At 46.0% G+C, this 21,834-nt stretch carries 15 protein-coding genes; 1 reads left to right on the forward strand and 14 read right to left on the reverse strand.

Going from position 1 to position 21,834, the window contains the following annotated elements; genetic code table 11:
• Positions 1–251: 251 nt before the first annotated feature.
• The 12 genes from yidD to adhE form a co-directional block, all read right to left on the reverse strand.
• Positions 252–503, reverse strand: coding sequence for a membrane protein insertion efficiency factor YidD (gene yidD / locus CS562_RS21910; protein WP_076291858.1), 252 nt, complete (start codon positions 501–503; stop codon positions 252–254).
• A 2-nt stretch (positions 504–505) separates the two neighbouring features.
• Positions 506–970 carry a Fur family transcriptional regulator gene (locus CS562_RS21915; RefSeq protein WP_063565677.1) on the reverse strand — a complete coding sequence of 155 codons (465 nt, stop codon included), beginning with the start codon at positions 968–970 and terminating at the stop codon, positions 506–508.
• 391 nt (positions 971–1,361) lie between these two features.
• Positions 1,362–3,629, reverse strand: a complete 2,268-nt coding sequence (locus tag CS562_RS21920; RefSeq protein ID WP_099858212.1) for a stalk domain-containing protein — start codon at positions 3,627–3,629, stop codon at positions 1,362–1,364.
• 284 nt (positions 3,630–3,913) lie between these two features.
• Entirely contained in the window at positions 3,914–5,575 is a 1,662-nt protein-coding gene (nagZ, locus tag CS562_RS21925) for a beta-N-acetylhexosaminidase (RefSeq protein ID WP_099858213.1), read from the reverse strand.
• Positions 5,576–5,588: 13 nt separating this feature from the next.
• Positions 5,589–7,223 (reverse strand): response regulator, encoded by a 1,635-nt coding sequence (locus CS562_RS21930; RefSeq protein WP_099858214.1) that lies wholly within the window; start codon positions 7,221–7,223, stop codon positions 5,589–5,591.
• Positions 7,220–9,061 (reverse strand): cache domain-containing sensor histidine kinase, encoded by a 1,842-nt coding sequence (locus CS562_RS21935; RefSeq protein ID WP_076291854.1) that lies wholly within the window; start codon positions 9,059–9,061, stop codon positions 7,220–7,222. Before CS562_RS21935 ends, CS562_RS21930 begins: the two co-directional genes overlap by 4 nt.
• A gap of 31 nt (positions 9,062–9,092) precedes the next feature.
• A complete protein-coding gene (locus CS562_RS21940; protein WP_063565672.1) occupies positions 9,093–9,923 on the reverse strand; it encodes a carbohydrate ABC transporter permease in 831 nt (276 codons plus the stop codon).
• On the reverse strand, positions 9,923–10,807 hold the full coding sequence (locus CS562_RS21945; RefSeq protein ID WP_076291853.1) for a carbohydrate ABC transporter permease: 885 nt from the start codon (positions 10,805–10,807) through the stop codon (positions 9,923–9,925). Before CS562_RS21945 ends, CS562_RS21940 begins: the two co-directional genes overlap by 1 nt.
• 163 nt (positions 10,808–10,970) lie before the next feature.
• On the reverse strand, positions 10,971–12,335 hold the full coding sequence (locus tag CS562_RS21950) for an extracellular solute-binding protein (protein ID WP_099858215.1): 1,365 nt from the start codon (positions 12,333–12,335) through the stop codon (positions 10,971–10,973).
• A 215-nt stretch (positions 12,336–12,550) separates the two neighbouring features.
• Complete coding sequence (gene pflA, locus CS562_RS21955; RefSeq protein ID WP_099858216.1) at positions 12,551–13,303, reverse strand: pyruvate formate-lyase-activating protein; 753 nt, start codon at positions 13,301–13,303, stop codon at positions 12,551–12,553.
• A 90-nt stretch (positions 13,304–13,393) separates the two neighbouring features.
• Positions 13,394–15,652 carry a formate C-acetyltransferase gene (gene pflB / locus CS562_RS21960; protein WP_076291850.1) on the reverse strand — a complete coding sequence of 753 codons (2,259 nt, stop codon included), beginning with the start codon at positions 15,650–15,652 and terminating at the stop codon, positions 13,394–13,396.
• Between the two features lie 673 nt (positions 15,653–16,325).
• A complete protein-coding gene (adhE, locus tag CS562_RS21965; protein WP_076291849.1) occupies positions 16,326–18,938 on the reverse strand; it encodes a bifunctional acetaldehyde-CoA/alcohol dehydrogenase in 2,613 nt (870 codons plus the stop codon).
• A gap of 430 nt (positions 18,939–19,368) precedes the next feature.
• Between adhE and CS562_RS21970 the strand changes: the two genes are divergently transcribed.
• Positions 19,369–20,085, forward strand: coding sequence for a Crp/Fnr family transcriptional regulator (locus tag CS562_RS21970; protein WP_076291848.1), 717 nt, complete (start codon positions 19,369–19,371; stop codon positions 20,083–20,085).
• An 81-nt stretch (positions 20,086–20,166) separates the two neighbouring features.
• On the opposite strand, the gene CS562_RS21975 is transcribed toward CS562_RS21970, so the two are convergent.
• Together CS562_RS21975 and CS562_RS21980 are read right to left on the reverse strand one after the other, a co-directional pair.
• Complete coding sequence (locus CS562_RS21975) at positions 20,167–20,880, reverse strand: hypothetical protein (RefSeq protein ID WP_063565665.1); 714 nt, start codon at positions 20,878–20,880, stop codon at positions 20,167–20,169.
• Positions 20,881–21,076: 196 nt separating this feature from the next.
• Positions 21,077–21,808: a hypothetical protein gene (locus CS562_RS21980; protein WP_076291847.1), complete on the reverse strand. Its 732-nt coding sequence runs from the start codon at positions 21,806–21,808 to the stop codon at positions 21,077–21,079.
• Between the last annotated feature and the right edge of the window lie 26 nt (positions 21,809–21,834).

Genomic DNA, 21,834 nt, shown 5'->3' on the forward strand with positions numbered 1-21,834 from the left:
TCTGCACGCTCGAAAGAGGTTCCTCCGGGACCATATTCCATCCTCCTCCCAGACCGGTTCTCAGCTCATCCGGCTCTCTGCACTGGGGGTGTGTCTGTACTTATCCCTTCACTGGAAATCATATAGAACTACTGAAAACCAAACTTTTGGATCAGATATACATACCAAAAATATACTGAAATACTGCCTCCTTTGTCAAGTGGACAGTAATCTTGATTCAACTCAAACCGGTAAAATCGACCATTGGATTGTTAATCCGATACCATCACAGTCTTTTCAGCCTTGGGCGGCACCAGATCCACTCCGCCTGGATGAAATGGATGGCATTTCGCAATACGCTTTGCCGCAAGCAGTGATCCTTTGAACGCACCGTGCACCTCAATCGCCTCCATCGCGTAAGCCGAACAAGTAGGATAGAAACGACATGTCGGCGGCTTCAAAGGAGAGATATAGCTACGATACACCCGAATGGGAGCCTGAACCAGTCTGCGGGATAACTTCATCGTCAGTGCTTCCCGTGAGTGTGCTGATGACCAGATGACACTTTGGCTGGCACATGTTCAGCACAGTCCTTACAGTACCCGAAAACTTCAAATTTATGATCGACAACCTGGAATTGCTCAGGCGCATCTGCAAGCTGCATTGGGCAAAAAACGATTGGATATGTCTTTTGGCATTTCAAACAAATCATATGGTGGTGATGGTGATCCTCGCTGCAATGTGCTCTGAACTTCACCCCATCTTCAAAGATGACCTGCTCCAGCACACCCAATTCTTGCATGACACGCAAATTCCGGTACACCGTGTCAAAACTCAGTCCGCTGTAAGTCTTACCCATATATTCATAGACGTCCTTGGGTGTCAAATACCCAGGGGATTCGGCAAATAACCGGGCCAGTGTCTTCCGCTGATCCGTAATGCGGAGCCCCTGCGAGGACATGGTAGTAATAATCTGTTCTGTCGACAGCATGATCTAAAGCACCTCCTGTCATTTGAGCATTCTGCATAACCCCCAAAGAGCAACTTCATTTCTAGCAATACTTAGATCGAAATGGTTTTATTCGTCTAGGTATTGTACCCGTTAGCCTGTGGAATCAAATTATGCAAATGCTGATACTTATGCTTGATTTATATACTACTAATAATGCCTTAAATGAAGTTCATAGTCAACGAAAGCGCTTGGATACCGCTAATTACAAGCGTGACTAAAAAAGAGCTGCCCCCGGTCATTTGCATGACTTGGGGACAACTCGTTCTTCTGACGGTTCAGATGATCAATCCTTCGGGCGACTTTGGGGGTGACAGGATAATACCATATAACTTCACACCAAACCGTCCGTCCTAGGTAACAGGTGAAACAATTACTTCTCTGTCGGAAGCGGTGTGAACAGCAGGTTAACCGGCAAATTGCTTCCTGGTGCAGCCGAGAACACAATTGTTACAGCTTCGCCGTACGAACCTGTGCGGTAGAGTACACTTTGTTCATTTGGTGCACTTAACGATTTGCTGCCATTCGAAATCTGCACAACCTGACCATTAACAAGTGCTACACCCGAGTATCTACCACCACGAGGGTTGAATGAGATCAGCGTGCGCGGAGCCACATTGTTCAGTGTAATTTTGTAAAGTACGCCGAAGTTACCCGCGTTAGAAGCTTCCGTATAGGCCATAGGGTCTGTGCCGACCAGATTCGGATCACTTGCATTATCCCCAAGTGGCAGACGAGCGGGCTTCGAACCTACTTCTTGGTCATACGTGATGACACGTGTTGCATTCGGGTACGTACCACGGTTGTGCACACCGTCACGATCCAGAACAGGCAGTGTGGACCATACAGCCATCGGATCTTTATTTTCTTCGATCATGATAATGTTGTAATCCAGCCTGTAGTCGCTGAAAACATCAGAATACAGTGAAATTACTTGCCCTTGCTTCATAGGAAGAGCATTGAGCTCAGTAAGAATCAATTTGCTCTCGCCTGGCTGCAGCACAACATTCAATTTTCCAGTGCCATCTTGCATGGACTGGAACCAACGCTCAATCGATAACCTTCCGGCTACTGTTGCGAATGGTGAAGGACCAGCGAAGCCCATATTTTGCTGTTCTAATGTTGCTGCGTACATATTATTATTCGTAGCAACAACGTACATTTTCACGTTTTTACCGGTGTTATTTACATGGTGAATCATGAAACGGGTCTGACCGATTGAAGACTCTTTGTACACAATCCCTTCCGAATTAACGGTTTCCGGACTGTTACTACGAATCAGAACACTTTGCTCATCGTAATAAGTGTACGGAACTTTCTCCATGGCAGGAACTTCACTGCCGTTGAAGCTGAACTTATCACCTACCGGCGTGAACAACTGATTAAAATCAGAGATAGTATACAGAGTTTCATTTGTGATATTGACATTCTTGGTATAGCTGTTACTAGCACCATGTTTGTCCGTAACGGTAATTGTTACTGTTTTTGGACCCGGAACAAAGAATGCCAGAGCATTGTTTTCCCATTCAGTTTTTACAATAGCATTTTCATCATCAGTGCTCTGATCAATGTACGTGATCTTTTCACCCATTTTGTATTCTTCCTTGTCTGTCGTAAACATCGCTACAGGGGGAAGATTCGGTTTCTGAACTTGAATCGTAACAGAGTACGAATCACTCCATTGTCCGCTCGAATCCTGGACAGCATACGTTACCGTATATGTACCTGGTTGGTCAAACGAATCCTGACGGCCAGTCCAGCGCTCGTCTACGATATCAAATCCCTTTGGAGAGCTGGATTTGGTGTTGTATGTCACCGTGTCTCCTACAAAGATCTCTTTTTGTACTGTGAAGCTGGCTACAGGTTTGGTATTCAGGTTCAGTACAACAGTCTTGGCAGACTGATTAACTTTATAAGTAATATTAAGTGCCTGAGTAATCGACGTCAGTGGCACCATGAACGTATTTTTTTGTTGATAGGCAGGGCCTTTCATCGTTCTGGATTCACCGTTAACAGTGTAAATGCTACTATTTGTTTTGAAGCGAAGCTCATCTTCGCCACTAATAATAATGGTTTCTTTGGTTGTATTGTCATATTTCACTTCATAACCAACCCGATCAACCAGTGCGCGGATCGCTACATAAGATACTCCATTTTTAACAGCCATCGGCTGTCCGGCAAGATATGTTTTGCCGTCTTGCACCATTTTGTTGCTGTTCATATAAAGTGTCAGATCTCCGCCTTTACTTCCGGCTACAGATTGACCGCTTGTAGATGGTTGCTCAACCTCAACTGGAGCTGTCGGAACTGTTGTTTCCTCTTCCGCATCCTCTCCATCAGCAGGGTCTGTAACAGGGTCAATCGGAGTAACATCTGTACCGGTAGGTTCATTCGTCACAGGGTTTGTTCCTTCGACTTCATTGTTATCATTGTTATCAGGCTGTTTTGTATCTGACCCAGACTTTACATCCGATTCCGAGATTGTTTGTTCTTTCTTCAGAACCTCCACGGATTTTACATTGGCTGTATTTGTTGTTGTTGTATCACTTTGATCGGCTGCTAGTGCATTCGCTGGAATCGCTGCAAACGCTTGGAATACAGCTAAAGCGGTAAGTATGGATAATTTCTTCTTCAAATTCATTCTTTGTCTTTGGCTCCTTCTGCTCCCATTTTATAAATATCCCCCTCAAAAAGTCATACTATTAGACGCTTAGTACCGGGAAAAGTTGCTAAAAATATTTGATAAGAATTGTAAACATTTAATAGAGCGAAAATACTATGAAAATAGTTATCTATCACACCTTCGACTTGGAGTGAAATCTGTATTAAAACCGGCCGCATTTTCCAATAAAAAAATCCCTCAAGACATGGTTGAATAAGCACCATGCCACAGAGAGATTTAGAGATATAGAGTTTTCGAATTTGCTAACGCAAACTGACGGGCAAGCGTCCTGTTGGCTGCAATTCACCTGTTAAAACGAGGGACAATGCGCGAACCACTGCAGGAGTGTTCTCGTACGTACATACATAACTTCCCGGCGTCGGAATCTCCAATAGATCGTATGGATTACGCAGAGCGACTACAATCAGGGAATGCTTCTCACTAAGTTTTTGAACCAAATGATGTTGCCCTTTCGGAAGATGGCCTGCGGAAGTGTAAGTACATACGATGATTTGATCTTCCTCCGACACATTCTTGAGTATCTCGTCCGCTTCATCATAAGAAGGCTGTGTCGTTATTTTGTGCTCCCGAACTCCGGCTCTCAGCTGCGATAACGCCACGCCAAGCGAATCTGTATGAGACCATGGTTCATCCACTTCTGTGCGTTGCACAACCTCCGGCCAGATGACATACACATTCTTTTCAGGGTTTAAGGGAAGCAATCCATCATTCTGAACTACAGTAATACTATTGGAGGCAATCTCATCCAACCTGGATTCGATGGAAGCCAGCGACCTTGATGATTCATCTTTCTCTTTTGTTGAGAACGTGATCCCATCCTCATCAGATCCATCCGATACAGTATCATCCTCTTCCATGGAGACAAACGTATGCTCCCACTGACCACAACGCGCTGCCTTCCATGAAATAATACGTTCCAATGCCTGGTTAATGGTAGCTTCTTCAATTCGCCCAGTGCGAACGGCTTCCACAACGGCTTCCACAGCAGAGACTTGATCTTGCAGTGTGTGACTGACCAGAATTAGATCAGCACCTGCCTCCACGGCACGAATGGCTGCTTCGGCCATACCATATGGCTTGGATATCGCATGCATTTCCAGACAGTCTGTAATAATAATGCCGTCAAAGCCCATTTCTTCGCGTAACAGCCCCGTCAACACTTTACGGGACAATGTAGCTGGAATCGGCTCCGGTTCAATCGCCGGGAAGACGACGTGAGCAGTCATGATGGCATCCACTCCGGCCTCAATAGCGCGATGGAACGGCAGAAGTTCCACCTCATTCAGCCTGTTACGTTCATGAGGTACAGTGACCATACCGAGATGTGAATCCACCGCTGTATCTCCATGTCCAGGGAAATGTTTGGCTGTTGCAGCAACGCCTTGGGATTGATATCCTTTGATGGCTGCTGCACCGTGAGAAGCTACGCTCTCCGCATTCTCGCCATAGGAGCGCACCCCGATGACCGGATTAAGAACGTTATTATTCACATCCAACACTGGAGCGAGGTTCATATCGATACCGATGCTTTTTAACTCTTGACCTAGAATCTGTGCGCATTCAAGGGTATAGTCCGGATTCCCCGTCGCTCCAAGCGCCATGTTTCCAGGTACCTGGGTCACTCCCTCTTTGTCAATCCGGGCCACCATCCCACCCTCTTGATCCACGGAGATCATCAGAGGTAAATCTCCGGCTTCAGCTGCGATCGCTTGCAAGTCGGCAGACAGTCGTTTTAACTGGTCTACGCTTTCCACATTCCGCCTGAAATAAATGACGCCTCCAACATGATAATCACGGATCAGTTGATTGATCTGTTCATCAGCATGCTGTCCATGGAATCCACACATAAACATCTGTCCTACCCGCTGTTCCAACGAAAGCTGATCGATCGAATTCATACGCATGCTTTCCTCCCCATTATGAACCTGCTCTTTGGTTTGACCTGAATTCTGATGGTTTCATGTGAAAATGTTTATGGAACACCTTGGAGAAATATCGCCGTTCCTTATACCCCGTCGCTTCTCCAATGGCTGTAATACTCCATTCCGTTGTACTCAATAATAAGGCCGCACTCTCCATTCGCTTATGGGTCATATATTCAACAAAGGTTACACCCATCTGATTTTTGAACAGCTGGCAAAAGTAGCCCGGACTGATGCCCAGCCAATCAGCTACCTCATCAATGCCCAGATCACATTCCAATCTGGCGTTCATATACTCGCACGCAGAACTGATCAGCTCAGACACAGAGGGGCGAGGTACACTTTTCTTATCATGACAAACATAAGCAAGTGCCTCCGCCAGTTCGATTAATTCCTTGATGGAGGTTGCTGAATGCAATGCGCTCCAGAAGTGCATTTCGTCCTGTTCAGCCATGACATGTACTTCGCGCAATTCACGAAGCATATGTACCAGCAGAAAACGCAGACTATTTTCGGCTACGCCATCCAGCGTACTTTTATGCTCGCTCATCTGATGTTTGAGCCTCACTAGCAGGTCTATCAATCCTTGTTTATTTCCCTGTCTGATCCAGCGGGTGATCAAGTCCAAATCCTCTTTTGTAATCCACATTGTTGTCCTGCTGGAAGGTTCTTTGGATGACATGATAGAGTGCTCAGCAGATTCTTGTTCCTGCGCATCGCTGCGCTGATTAGAATCATTCATGATTAGTAATCGCTGACAGTGCCGGTATCGCTCAGCCATCTGATCATTCAGTTTCACAGGCATAACATCCTGAATGACCCTTGTCTTCATGCCTGAACCTATCTCAAATGTCGTATCTAGTTCCAACTGGACCTGTTGAGCCAGTGCATCTGCTCGCAGTCTCCATTCATCTGACGCCTCCACCAACATGCACCATTCTCCCTTACGGGCCGAAATCAGCAGAGTTCCTTCACAAATCCGGTCTGTAATCTCCCTAAGTTTGGAACGGACCATTCCATGCCAGCTTTGGTGCCGAGCCCCAGACCATCCGATCGAATGTTTAAAATAACCTGACACATCGATAAGTAGCAGGATATATTGTAACGAAGATGCCTGTGGTTCGGAGGAAGAAGGAGGGGAAGAATATAATGAATCTTCCTCTTTTCGCATCAGGTCAATGATATGTTTGTGCCTTACCCATACTTCCATCTCCGATTTGCGGTGGCGTTCAGCCTCCACTTCCAACCGTTTCTTCTGAATCTGACTAGCAAGCTCACGCAATTTCTGTTCCAGATCCAGGTAATCGATTGGTTTGCATATGTATTCATGGACATTGTAACGAATGGCCGTACGAGCATACTCAAACTGCTGATATCCTGTCAGCAAAATAATCTCGCAAGTTTCACCTTGTTCCCGCAATATTTGAATTAGTTCCAGACCATCCATAGAGGGCATGCGAATATCACATAACATGATGTCAGGGTGACATTCAGCAACTTTATCCAGTGCTTCGGACCCGCTTCTGGCCGTACCTACAATTTCAATGCCCATGTCTTCCCATGGCAAGATAAAACTCAAATTCTCCAAAATCGGCAGCTCATCGTCAACCAACAACGCGGTTAGATTCATTCATCTTCCCCCTGCTCATATTGTGGAATAATACATTGAATGATAGTGCCATGTCCCGGAGAGGAACATATAAACACCCCGTATCCGGCCCCATATTGAATCCTTATCCGATCTGCAACACTTCTTAAACCCAGCCCTCGACGCTCTGCCATTGAAGACAGCTGCTTCGTTCCCTCAGCCATGATGTATTCAGGCGGGTCTTCTGCCATGTATTCGAATCGAGCCAACATTTCCTGGGGAATACCGATACCATTATCCTCAACTCGAAGCACCAAGTTATTCCTTTCCACAAATGCACTGATCCGAAGTACACCCTGATATTCGATTCCCTCGAACCCATGCTGAATACTATTTTCCACAAGAGGTTGGAGGGTTAGCTTGAGTATAGATGAGGTGTAGAGATGAGATGGAATGTCAATCTCGTACCGGAACAAATCACTAAACCTGTAATGCTGGATCTCAAGATAACTCTGCAAGTGCCTTAACTCCTCACTAAGCGAGATCTCCTCCTGATCCTGGATACTGATCCGCAGCATATTGCCAAGACGTGTCACCATTTCACTTACTTTACGCCCTTCTCCCCTCATGGCTAGTCCGTTAATGGATTCCAGCGTGTTAAATAGAAAATGAGGTTTGATCTGGGCTTGAAGCACGCGTAGTTCTGCCTTGGCCTTCTGTTCCTGCTCTGCACGAACACGTCGGAACAGACCGCCGATGCGATCCAGCAATTCGTTGAACCCTTGGGCAAGCAGCTGCATCTCGTCAAAGCCACTTCCTTCGACCCGGGCATTAAAGTCCCCGTCATCTACACGCCTCATGAATCGTACGAGTACCGCAATATTGCCGGTAATCCGGTTCATGAAGAACACATTGAAAACCATCGCAGCAAGCAGGCACAGCAGAATGATAATAATCGACCAGCCAGCAAACACATTCGTCTCTGCCGATAATGCTTCCCATGAAGTGACACTGACCAGACTCCAGTTATAGTTTTTCAGATGATATTGTGAAATGATGCTTTCACTGCCATCGAACACTGCTCTGGTGCTGCTGAACCCTGGTCCGTAAATTCCAGAACGCACACCCAGATTCTCCATCTTCTCTCCGCTGTAGCGTCCGGAAGGATCGTATACGATCAGACCCTCTTCATTGATGAGCAGGAACGAAGTATCCTGTGCAGGATCACTTATCTGCAGATGGCGGAAGATGCGGTCCATCTCCCCTTTTTTAATCTGAACGACAAGGACCCCAATATTCTGAAAATAACTGAGTTCCTTGACCAACCGAATCTGAGTAAAGACAGGCTCTACGCCCGTCAGTTCAGGATATTCCAGAGGGGCCAGCCATTTGGGCACGCCGTTGAGTTCCTGGATTTCTTTGAATATTGGATGAACCTTAAATTGTTGGAAAGGAAGCGCTTGAAAATTTTCTTTCGTAAATATAGAAACGATCTGGTTATCCTGAGACGAACGCGGACGCAAATCATACAAGAAGGCATAACTAATAAACGGGTAGTTGTATAAAAGGGAACGGAAATTACGCTGGCTGGCATTCAGCGACAATTGATTACCGATTCCAAGGTCCTGTTTGCTAGGATCTTTGGCGTTCAAAGCCATCTGGAATACCGATGTGGCAATGCCGTTGTCCGTGACATTGTTGATCTGCTGAAAAACATTCTCGATATTATAGCTGATCGCCTGGAGTGCATATTCAGACTGCTGATTGTATTTTTTCTCAATCGTATGTGATGTGACCAAGAACATGCCGATTCCAAGCGTGCACATCGGTACAATGATGAGCAACAGAAATGCCATGGCCAGCTTCATCCGCAAGTTCATTTCCCGTTCTCCCTATATAACGCATCGTTAATTAACCTTTAACACTACCTGCCGTTACGCCTTCAATGATTTTCTCCTGCAATATGGCGTAGATTACAACAACCGGTACAACACTGTATACAATGCCTGCTGACATCTGGGCATAATTCATTTGATACTGATCACGAAACTGGACCATGCCGACAGGCAATGTACGCAGTTTATCGGTGGATAAGAAATAGTTGGCGAGTAAAAATTCGTTCCAGTTGCCGAGGAAATTCACGATAAACACCGTAACAATGGCTGGAACTGTAAGGGGTATCACTATTCTAGCAAAGATACCCGGAGCCCTCAACCCATCCATAACCGCGGCTTCCTCAATTTCTCCAGGGAGTGACCGCATAAAAGCAGCCAAAATAATAATTGTGAACGGAATTGCATTCGCAACATAAGGAATGATCAGCGCCAAATGAGTATCCAAAATGCCGAGCTTGCGGACAAGCAAATAAATTGGCAGCATGAGCGCATTATTTGGAATCAGCATGCCCGCCAGAATGAGACTGTACAGTAACATGCTCCATTTGCGGTGTCTCATCCGCGTTATAGCAAAAGCAAACATAGCACCAAGCACAATGGTTCCGACTGAGGACAAGACCGAAATATACATGCTGTTCCAGAAATACGTTCCAATCTTGGCATTTACCCAAGCCTCAACGTAGTTATTAAACACCCAAGTGGAAGGCAGACCGAACGGATTCAGTGCAATTTCGTTGTTATCCTGCTTAAATGAAGAAAAAATTACGAATAAAAAGGGAAACAGAATCGCAAGTAGATACAACATTAACAAAACATGAGGTATACTGCCTTTTATGTTTTTTACCATCAATATTCCACCCTTTCGTTGCGTCTCGCCACCAGCAACTGATATACCGCGGTGAGCACAAGCGTCAGAGCAAAGATCAGAACAGCAATCGTATTGCCATAACCGTATTTGAAATTGGTAATCGCATATTTGATCATATACGTAGCAAGCACTTCGGTAGAGCCTGCGGGTCCACCTTTGGTCATAACCAGAACAATATCTGCTGCCTTCATCGCCCCGGCAATGGATAACATGATGACGACGGAAATAATAGGTCTGATAAGTGGCAATGTAATTTTGAAAGCTCTTTGTACGGCTGTTGCTCCATCAATGGCTGCCGCTTCATCCAGATCCTTGGGAATAGCCAGAATGGCCGCCAAAACCATGACAATATAAAATCCCGTCCACTGCCACGCATTGGTTACGAGAATGGATATCATTGCGAATCGGTTATCAGACAACCAATAGACCGGCGAGATTCCTACCGTTTCAAGTAATTGATTCAACAGGCCGATGTTAGGTTCGTAGATGAATCCCCACAGAATACCGATGACTGCCGTTGACATAATGGACGGCAAAAAGACGGCTGTTTTGTATAATCCCTTCAATCTCTTCACGTTTGCAATGAGCAGGGAAAACAACACAATGAGAGGCACCTGGATCAAAACCGAAAATGCGATAAAGAAACCGTTATTGCGCGTAGAAATCCAAAAACGTTCATCTGTCAATGCTTTTGCATAGTTGGACAGTCCCACAAAACGCGGCTCTGCGGATACACCGTTCCAACTGGTCAGACTGTAATAGAGTGAACTGCCGATAGGATACAGGAAAAACATGATAAACAAGATCAGTGCCGGCAACACAAACAACGTATAGATCAGCGGGCTGCGGAGTGAAGTATTCATGATCTACCTCCTTCAGTGACTTCAACTTCTTATGCTCGTATATAGAGCAGATTCCTCAGCAGTATAATTCTCTAGATAGGACCAAGGGTTTTACCCCGGCAGTGTTCCAACCGGGGTAAACCAGCATGGTGTTAGCAGGTACTCTTCTTCGCTTAAAGATCGTTTATTCTACTGAAGCATTAGCCTCTTCCTGAACCTTCTGCAATTCTTCAGCCATTTTCTCTGGTGTCGTCTGTCCACCAACCAGCTTCTGAATTTGCAAGTTACTGATCTCTGTCGTTACATCGGCTTGAACGAGTGCATCGAAAGCCGGGAATGAAGTCTGCGATGCATTCAGAACAGCTACGATTTCTTTCATCAAATCGTCAGTAATGCTGTCTGTCAGCACTTTTTCATCCAATTTCATTGCTGGTAACACACCGTCTTCTACGAGTCCACGAACTTGCATATCTTCGTTGTAGAAGTTTTTGATAAAGGCTTTAACAGCCGCAAGCTTCTGAGGATCATCCGCAACCGCTGCGGAGAAGCCGTATCCGTTATTGACGTCACGCATCAGGGCTGTTTGATCTCCTGCACCGTTCTCTACTGGAGGCATATTGAAGAAACCAACCTTGCCAATGAGTGACTCACCGCTCTGCCCTTCCTTGAATACAGACGATTTCCATGTACCGTCGTACATCAGAATCGCTTCACCACTCGTAAATTGAGTTGTATATTCTGCATACTCAAAGCCAAGCTCGCCTTTTTTGAAGTAACCTTTATCCACCCATTCCTTATGCTTCGCGAATCCTGCGACAACGCCTGGATCAGTCCACTTGGCTTCGCCTGTAGCAAACTTCGCCGTAATATCAGGTCCAGCGTAACGGGACCACAGATGGTTTGTTAACATGAGTGGAACCCAGCCTGCTTTGGAAGCAGAAGCAAGTGGCACTTTGCCATCAGCCTTGATCTCAGCGAGCATATTATCCAGCTCAGCCATTGTTGAAGGCGCTTTCCAACCTTTTTGCGTAAAGTACTCTTTATTGTAGAAGAATCCTTCACCCGATCCGCCAATAGGCAGTCCGTACACTTTGCCTTCATAGGTAAATGGTTCAAGTGATGAGAATTGGTCCTGAATGCCCAGTTCTTGCAAGATCGGCGTGAGATCTAACAACATGCCTTCCTTGGCATATACTTTGGAGTCCGGACTACCGAACAATTCGAAGATATCCGGCGGATTTCCTGCTGCCATCTCACCACGAAGCTTCTCCTTACGGTTTACATCGGATTCAACTCCGTCCAGTGTAAAGGTCAGGTTAGGTACTTCGCTCTCCACTTTGGCCACAACGTCCTGCAGAATGGCCAGCCTTTTTTGTTTGTCGGCACCCACCTGAGTGTGACGGAGAAGCATCTCAACCGGTTCCTTGCTTGGCTCCGCAGGCGTATTGCCTGCTCCCTGTTGTGGTTCGTTAGTTGAGCTCGAACAACCTGCCAATGTCCATGATGCGATAAGCAATAATGAAAGCAGTAATGTCATTCCTTTTTTCATTCGTATGACCCCCCTCAAGATATTGAGCATTTGGCTTTACACTCTGATTATAAAAAGTTGTAGCTTACATCGTAAGGATGACAATTCATCAATAGAGGGATAAAATCCTTCACTGGACAAATAATCTTGCATTTACAATTGATAACAGTAAAAAAACAGCCCCTGCGAAACATGTTCGCAAAGACTGCTTGGTTGGAAGATCTGTATATAAATGTTTACTTATTGGAACATGCCACGACAGCTGTTTCCGTACGACCTTGTTCAATCAAACGATACGCTCGTTCTACTTCCTCATCACTCGGAGAAGGAACACCGTCAAGCGGATAGGCTTTCCCCAGCGCCTGCCATTTGTAAATACCCATCTGATGATAAGGCAGGATTTCGAACTTCTCGACTCCGTTTAGCGTTCCAATAAACCGCCCCAGATTGAGCAAGTCTTCTTCCTCATTGTGAATCCCTGGCACATACACGTGGCGAATCCACATTTTTCGTCCATTGTCCGATAACCATTGTGCGGTGCGCAATGTTCTCTCGTTGGATTTACCTGTCAGCTTGATATGTTTCTCATCATTAATGTGCTTCAGATCCAACAAAACCAGGTCCGTGTTATCTAACAAATCATGAATCCGATCCGGTTCATTGAAACCGTTGCTGTCCAGCGTAGTATGCAATCCCCAGCGGCGTTTCGCTTCTTTGAAAACTTCGGCTACAAAATGAGCCTGTAATGTTGGCTCCCCACCGGATACCGTAAGTCCTCCGCCGGAACTGCGATAGTAGGACAGGTATGGCTCGATTTCAGCCAGTACCTCCTCCACACTCATTTCCCTGCCACCATCCAGTGCCCATGTATCCGGATTGTGACAATACTGGCATTTGAGCAGACATCCCTGCATAAAAAGCACGAAGCGGATGCCTGGGCCGTCAACCGTCCCGAAAGTTTCGAGTGAATGAATATGTCCATTAACCATGCTGCCTCTTCCTTTCTGTATCGCATCCGCTGTGCGTTTAATATGGAGGTTCTACTCCTATCTCCTATGAACTGTTAAGTTAAGCCCGTGTTACATCGAACCGTGGAAGGTCCGGTTAATGACATCGAGTTGTTGCTCACGTGTCAGTTTGATGAAGTTAACCGCGTAACCGGATACCCGTACAGTCAACTGCGGATAGTTTTCCGGGTGATCCATCGCGTCAATCAACTGCTGGCGATCAAATACGTTCACGTTCAGATGGTGTGCCCCTTGACCAAAATAACCGTCCATCATGGCAACCAGATTGGATTTACGTGTGTCTGACTCTTTTCCGAGTGCTTTAGGCACGATGGAGAATGTGTTAGAGATCCCGTCAAGGCTGTGTTCGTACGGCAGTTTGGCTACTGAGCCAAGGGATGCCAGTGCACCTTTTTTATCCCGACCATGCATTGGGTTCGCCCCTGGAGCAAACGGTTCGCCTGCTTTACGGCCATCAGGTGTTGTACCTGTTTTTTTGCCATACACTACGTTCGATGTGATCGTCAGTACAGACTGTGTTGGGATCGCATTACGATACGCTTTGTGTTTGCGAATCATGCCCATGAAGCTTTCCACCAGTTCAACTGCAATGCTATCGACACTGTCTTCATTGTTACCGTAACAAGGGAAGTCGCCTTCAATTTCAAAATCAATTGCGATGCCTTGTTCGTTGCGGATCGGTTTGACTTTCGCATACTTGATGGCACTCAGAGAGTCTGCTGCAACCGAGAGACCAGCAATACCACAAGCCATCGTACGTACAATGTCACGGTCATGTAGGGCCATTTCAATACGCTCATAGCTGTATTTGTCATGCATGTAATGAATGACGTTGAGTGAGTTCATATACAGTTTGGCGAGCCATTCCATCATCGGTTTGAAACGTTTCATAACTTCATTGTACTCCAGCACTTCGCTTGTGATCGCCGGATATTCAGGTCCAACTTGTGCTCCCGATTTCTCATCACGACCGCCGTTGATTGCATACAGCAATGCTTTTGCCAGGTTCGCACGAGCGCCGAAGAACTGCATTTGTTTCCCGATTTTCATCGCAGATACGCAGCAAGCAATACCATAATCGTCTCCGTAGATCGGACGCATCAGATCATCATTTTCATACTGGATGGAGCTCGTTTCTATGGATACTTTCGTACAGTATTGTTTGAAAGCCTCCGGAAGCTTTGTGGACCAAAGTACAGTCAGGTTCGGCTCAGGTGCAGGACCAAGGTTGTTCAGGGTGTGCAGGAAACGGAAGCTGTTTTTCGTAACACGGGTTTCTCCATTTACGGACATGCCACCGATGGATTCAGTTACCCATGTTGGGTCTCCACTGAACAATTCATTATAATCTGGCGTACGCAGGAATTTGACGATCCGAAGTTTCATAACAAAATGGTCAACCAGTTCTTGAGCCTGTTCTTCAGTTAGCAAGCCTTCTTGCAAATCACGTTCAATGTAAATATCAAGGAACGAAGAAACACGTCCGAGCGACATTGCCGCACCATTTTGCTCTTTGATCGCAGCCAGGTAACCGAAGTAGAGCCATTGGAACGCTTCTTTTGCGGTTGTGGCTGGCAACGAAATATCGAAACCGTGCATCTCACCCAGTTGTTTCAATTCTTGCAATGCACGAATCTGCTCAGACAGTTCTTCACGCAGGCGAATGACATCTTCATCAATCACATCGACTTCAAGTGCATTCAGCTCACCTTTTTTATTTCGAATCAGGAAGTCCACGCCATACAGAGCTACCCGGCGATAGTCACCGATGATCCGGCCACGGCCGTAAGCATCAGGCAGACCGGTAATAATCCCTGCTTTACGTGCTGCACGCATTTCGGATGTATAAGCATCAAATACGCCCTGATTATGTGTTTTGCGGATGTTCGTAAATATATCAATGACGCCTTGAGGCATTTCAAAACCATAAGCTTCACAAGCATCAATCATCATGCGAATTCCACCGAATGGCTGAATGGAACGTTTGAATGGAGCATCCGTTTGAACACCAACAATCTGCTCTTTGGATTTATCCAGATAACCGGGTTGGTGAGAAACAATCGTTGCTGGCGTGTTTACGTCAACATCGAGTACCCCGCCATTATCGCGCTCTTTTTTGGTCAGATCGGATACGATATCCCATAACTCTTTTGTATTCTGAGTTGCACCTGCAAGAAATGCTTCGTCGCCATAGTAAGGTGATAAGTTGCGTACTAGAAAATCATTCACATCTACGGATTTCGTCCATGTTCCTTTGGTAAAGTTTCTCCAACCTGTTTGTTGTTTGACATCTTTTTCGATCACCGACATAGTAATCCCTCCACAAATTTGGATTTCCGGACACATGACAGGATGCTTCACTCGTCTCATCTGTGCCCAGAGCCGCGATTAATGTGATATTTTTCACATGTAAGCCGGAACATGTTCTCTCTACTTGGGAACCGGAACCGCGGATGAATGTTTTTCTTACATTTTCAGTATACGACTTCGTTCTTTCATCATCTGTGATTTTTATCACAAAGTTTGTGACCATCCTCACTCCACCTGTGCTGTGTCATGGTGAACCCTGCAAATTCACACTTAGCCACTGCGCGGACAGAACAACTTCCGATCGCTGTTACCCCCGAATTTTATTGATTCCATTTTTTAAGGGTAAAATACGGGGATAAAGGCGAGCGCTTCGCTTCTTCAGTTTTTTCTGCCCTCTCCGTTATCGTGTACATTTATGATTCAAACTATATAGCATAGAAGGATGAAATCGTGCTTGAAAGAGAACGCTTCGCTTCTTCAGTTCTTTCTTCCCTCTTCGTTATGGTGTGAATACCTGGTTCAAAAAGTAACAACACGGATTCCGTGTAACCTCTTTTAAAAAAGACAACTGCAAGGATTACGTTATACCTTTTTTTACAGCAAAGACGGCAATCGGGGCTCCCCTTACGGGGAACCCTGACTATATGCCTGAATCATACTGCTGCTTTAGTTGTTATTCAAACTTGCCGTAGAAAGCGTTGCGGTACACATCTGCCAGTTCAGTCACCAGCGGCAGTTTTGGATTGGCTGTTGTACATTGGTCCTCGAATGCGCGGTCTGCCAGATAATCGACATGTGCCTCAAAGTCTTTGGCATCGAATCCGATTTCCTGGAACGACTCTTCAATACCCAATGTTTTGTTCAGTTTGCGAATGGCATTGATGAGGCTGGTAACCCCTTCTTCTGTCGTACGTGCAGGCAATCCCAGAATGCGGGCAATTTCGGCATAACGCTCATCTGCCACAAAGTGCGAATATTTCGGGAACGATGCAAACTTCGTCGGTTTTTTCGCATTGTAGCGAATGACGTGCGGCATCAGGATCGCATTGGTACGTCCATGTGCAGTGTGGTACTGACCGCCCCATTTGTGCGCCAAGCTGTGGTTAATGCCCAGGAATGCGTTGGCAAAAGCCATACCGGCAATCGTCGAAGCGTTATGCATTTTCTCACGAGCCAATTTGTCACCTTGCAGCGCCGATTGCTCGAGGTATTGGAATACCAGTTGAATCGCTTTGATCGCGAGTCCATCCGTGTAATCATTCGCCATAACGGAGACATACGCTTCGATCGCATGCGTCAGTACGTCCATACCTGTGTCTGCGACAGCCGTTTTAGGCAGAGTATATACAAACTCAGGATCCACGATCGCCACGTCTGGTGTCAACTCGTAGTCTGCCAGCGGATATTTGGTATTTCCTTGATTTTTATCTGTAATAACCGCGAACGATGTTACTTCCGAACCTGTGCCCGAAGTTGTCGGAATCGCTACGAATTTCGCTTTCACGCCGAGACGTGGATATTTGTAGATCCGTTTGCGGATATCCATGAATTTCTGCTTCAAGTCGTTAAAGTCTGTGTCAGGATATTCATAGAACAGCCACATCGCTTTTGCAGCATCCATCGGTGATCCCCCACCGAGTGCGATAATGCAGTCTGGCTGGAAGCGGCGCATCATTTCTGTACCGCGATCTACCGTTGTTGTCGATGGATCGGGTTCGACATCAGAGAACACTTCAATAGCTACTGGCATTTGACGTTGACGCAGATAGTGCTCTACTTTTTCCACATAACCGAGTTTGACCATCATCGCATCCGTAATAATGGCTACGCGTGTGATGTCCGGCATTTTGGCAAGATACTGTGTTGCACCTTTTTCGAAGTAGACTTTGTTCGGCACTTTGAACCACTGCATATTCACGGTACGGCGAGCCACCCTTTTCACGTTGATTAAGTTCACAGCGGTTACGTTGGAAGAAGTCGAGTTACGTCCATACGATCCGCAGCCCAACGTCAGTGACGGCATGTTGGTGTTGTAGATGTCACCGATGGCACCGTGTGTGGATGGCGAATTCACGATAATCCGTCCTGTTTGCAGACGATCTGCGAATTTGCCAATGACTTCTTCGTTCGTCGAATGAATAACAGAGGAGTGACCCATGCCGCCAAAAGCAACCACTTCTGCTGCACGCTCAATCCCTTCAGCTGCCGTTTTCACTTTGTAACAAGCCAGTACCGGGCTTAGTTTTTCAGCCGACAACGGGAATTTTGTACCTACCCCTTCAATCTCGGCTACGAGAATTTTGGTGTTAGCAGGGACCTCGATACCGCACATTTGCGCAATGCTGACTGCAGATTGACCAACTATCGCCGGGTTCACCGCACATTTCTCAGCATTAATCGCACCTGCGGTCAGTTTCGCAGCCTCATCCTTGTTGACGAAGTAACAGCCGTTCGCGATCATTTTCTTTTTCACCTGATCGAAGATCGGTTCTTCGATGATGACTGCTTGCTCGGAAGCACAAATCATGCCGTTATCAAACGATTTGGACAAAATCAGATCCGTTACCGCTTGATTGATATCTGCGCTTTTCTCAATAAAGCAAGGTACGTTCCCTGGCCCTACGCCCAGTGCCGGTTTACCACAGCTGTATGCCGCCCGTACCATGCCTGATCCGCCTGTTGCCAGAATGAGCGCCACATCGTTATGATTCATCAGCGCGTTTGTACGATCCATGGAAGGATCATCTATCCACTGGATACAATCCGCTGGAGCACCATGCTTCACTGCAGCATCTCGCAAAATTTTGGCAGCTTCCCGGCTACAGTTCTGTGCAGATGGGTGGAAACCGAAGATGATCGGGTTACGCGTTTTGATGGAAATCAGTGCTTTGAACATTGTGGTGGATGTCGGATTCGTTACCGGGGTAATCCCCATGATAATGCCGACAGGCTCAGCAATTTTCTGGAAACTTTCGTACTCATTATCTTCAATAACCCCTACTGTTTTGTCATATTTGATGCTATGATATACATACTCTGTTGCAAATATATTTTTGGTGATTTTATCCTCATACACACCCCGGCCTGTTTCTTCCACGGCCATCTTGGCGAGCATCATATGTTTGTCGAGACCTGCCAGCGCCATCGCTTGCACGATGCGGTCAATCTGTTTCTGATCCATGGACATGAATGCTGCATGTGCTTTATTCGCTTTGTCAATTAACGTTTGAATATACTGACCTGCTGTCGGTTCTTTTACTGGGGCGACTTCGTTCTTTACAGCCATCTCCCTCATCCTCCTAAAGGTTCGTATTGGTTTGTCTCTCTTCTTTACATTCACATCGTATCATGGGGAAAGAGTTAATTATGTGATTTTTTTCACAAAGTATAACAAATTTAATTTAAGTTTTTTAGTGTCCCTCACTTAGCCATTTACACTTCCTATTTAAATTATAGGGCTGTCAGATTCATCCTCCCCTTCAGAAAGTGAATTTAATCACAATGTTTGAAATTTCGCCATTTTTGCCCCCTTTCCACGCCCCTCAAACGGCAAGATAAGGTATATACTGAACTTAAAAATTGAACCACCGCAATTTGTACCGTCCTTTCCGGCCGAGAGATGACCCTGATCAGGACGGCAACGGTTTGCGGCGAACCACGGGGGCCAGTCCAAGCTGCAGAAGGCCGTCCGATGGACACAAAGGGGAGATAGACTTATGAGAGAACAACTGAGTGTACTGGAAAAACGCGGAAATACCAACTGTTTCTCGGAAGCCAATTTCAACCATCTGCTCGTAACGATGAAGGACAGAACCTATCCGGAAGGAACCCATCTGTATTGGGAAGGAGATGTCTCTGACAAACTTTATTATATGAAACGGGGCCGTGCTCAGATCACCAAATCCACGGATGAAGGCAAGGAACTGATTATGTACATGTATCAATCCGGTGATATGATTGGGCAGGCTGATCCGTTCTTCGGATCGAAACACAGCTTTTCGGCGGAAGTGCTGGAGGATAGTGAGATCGGTGTACTGGAGCATAAAGACCTGGAGATGCTGATCTGCCAACACTGTGACTTTGCGATCGACTTTATGAAATGGATGGGTATCCATCACCGGTTAACCCAAACCAAATTCCGTGATCTGATGTTATATGGGAAACCAGGTGCACTCTGCTCCACGCTAATTCGATTGTCCAATTCCTACGGCGAACCCCATGGAGAGCATGTCATGATTCATAAAAAAATAACGCACACGGATCTGTCCAATATGATTGGAGCGACCCGTGAAAGTGTCAACCGCATGTTAAGCGATCTGCGTAAAAAAGACGCCATTGAATACGACAACGGCATGATTGTCATCAAGGATCTGCACATGCTCCAGGGCATCTGTCACTGTGAATTGTGTCCTAACGAGATTTGCCGAATTTGACGCTTTCCCCATCTTGTAAACATTTGATACGCAGATGAAAAAAGCCCATCTTCTATAACGAAGATTGGGCTTTTGTTATACTTAAGATACAGTAGTCAACTCAAGCTTTACTGCATCACGTGGATTCAATTTCATGTCCAAACCGTTTTCCATCAGTTCCTTATCATTCACCATGATCATCCAGCGTTGGTTCATCCGGGGAATTACATTTTCAACGGAAACGACGAACTTGTTGTTTTCCGACATTCTTACAATCCCACTGGACTTCAATACATCACGCACAGTACATTCCTGAACATACACCCCGGCATATTGACGATTGAGATTTGGCATAATATTTCCACCGCTCACCTTGAGTAATGTTGTTTGGTAAACAACATCGTCTCCCCCACTGTCAGCGGCTTTTACATATATGATCACTTCATCTTTGACATGAAGTTCCATGTCCCAATTTTCCGGGTCAATATCCTTGCCATTCAGTTTGACTGCCCAGCTAAGTGAGGAGTCCAGAGAAACTTCCCCCACGGATTGGATCCGCTTTCCATCTGCTGTAAAATCGACAAGTCCACTGTTCAACAGTGCTTTCTTGAGCGTCAGACCTTCACTAAAATCTCTCTTAATGGACTTCGTTGCGTCAGGCAAAAAAGTGCTGCCATCCACTGCCACAGTGATCGTATTCTGCGATTCGGTCTCTTTGACGATTGGCTGTTCGGAAGGCTGTGTCTCGCTACAACCGGCTAATATAACCAGAATAAGCAGACATATACCTATGTAACCGGGGATTCTCTTCTTCATGTAGGTAACACCACCCTGCGTAAAATCATTCACCCTGTTGTCCATAACCTCTATTATGGCACAAAATTCATGCAAAAAAAGTGTCAATGCCGTTACTTTTCATCCAGTAGCGTCCATAACTGGTTTGTACAGCACAAAGAGCCTGCAAGCAGGCCCTTTGGCTCCTAATTATCTTTAAGGTTATTGAATAACATGGTTACTGGACACAAGCCTGCATGTAGGTACGGCCCCCGTCTCCATCCTTCAGATACGGATTGAGCCCAAAGAACTGTTCCTCCGACACATAAACACCTGTCAGCAAACGCCCTTCAAGTAATCCACCGTCCACCTGTACACAGAACGAAGGTGCATCCACATATTCCTGATAGAACGGAATCTGACCATATGAATGGTGTACCTTGGATACCTTGCCCTGCTCATGCAGCGGCCGTTCGGAGAAATAGGTAGGTACAATATAACGGGCAATCACATCCAGCTCCTGTACAGTGTAGAAGGTGTCATCACCCAGCCAAGGTGCGAACAGGCGGATCTTCTCATATTGTGACCATACAATCGCCTGAATCAGCATCTCCGCTTGAACAAAACGACCTTCACCCACATCCAGATACACACGTTCTTCATGAAAGTTGGCTTCAGTCTGTGCTCCGATGGAATCGGGTTGTCTCAGTTCACATCCGATACATTTCCAGCCTCTTGCTGTCTGAATCCATTTTTGCAGTACCGCCGGAGCCATTACCTGACCATTGCTATTCGTGGAATGAGTCTTCTCTCCTGCAACATCATCCTTAACCGACGCGGAATATGAAGTTCGTTTAAATAGCTCCGCAGCTTTTTTGTAGATTAGATGTACCTGGATGGATGCGCTCTCAAGTTCTGCAATATCTTGCTTGCCGTAGCGTACTTCACGGGATAAGCTTTCTTCTCTCATGACAAGTGGCCTCCTCGCTCCGGCCG

This window comes from Paenibacillus sp. LK1 (assembly GCF_002750415.1).
GTDB classification, from domain to species: domain Bacteria; phylum Bacillota; class Bacilli; order Paenibacillales; family Paenibacillaceae; genus Paenibacillus; species Paenibacillus taichungensis.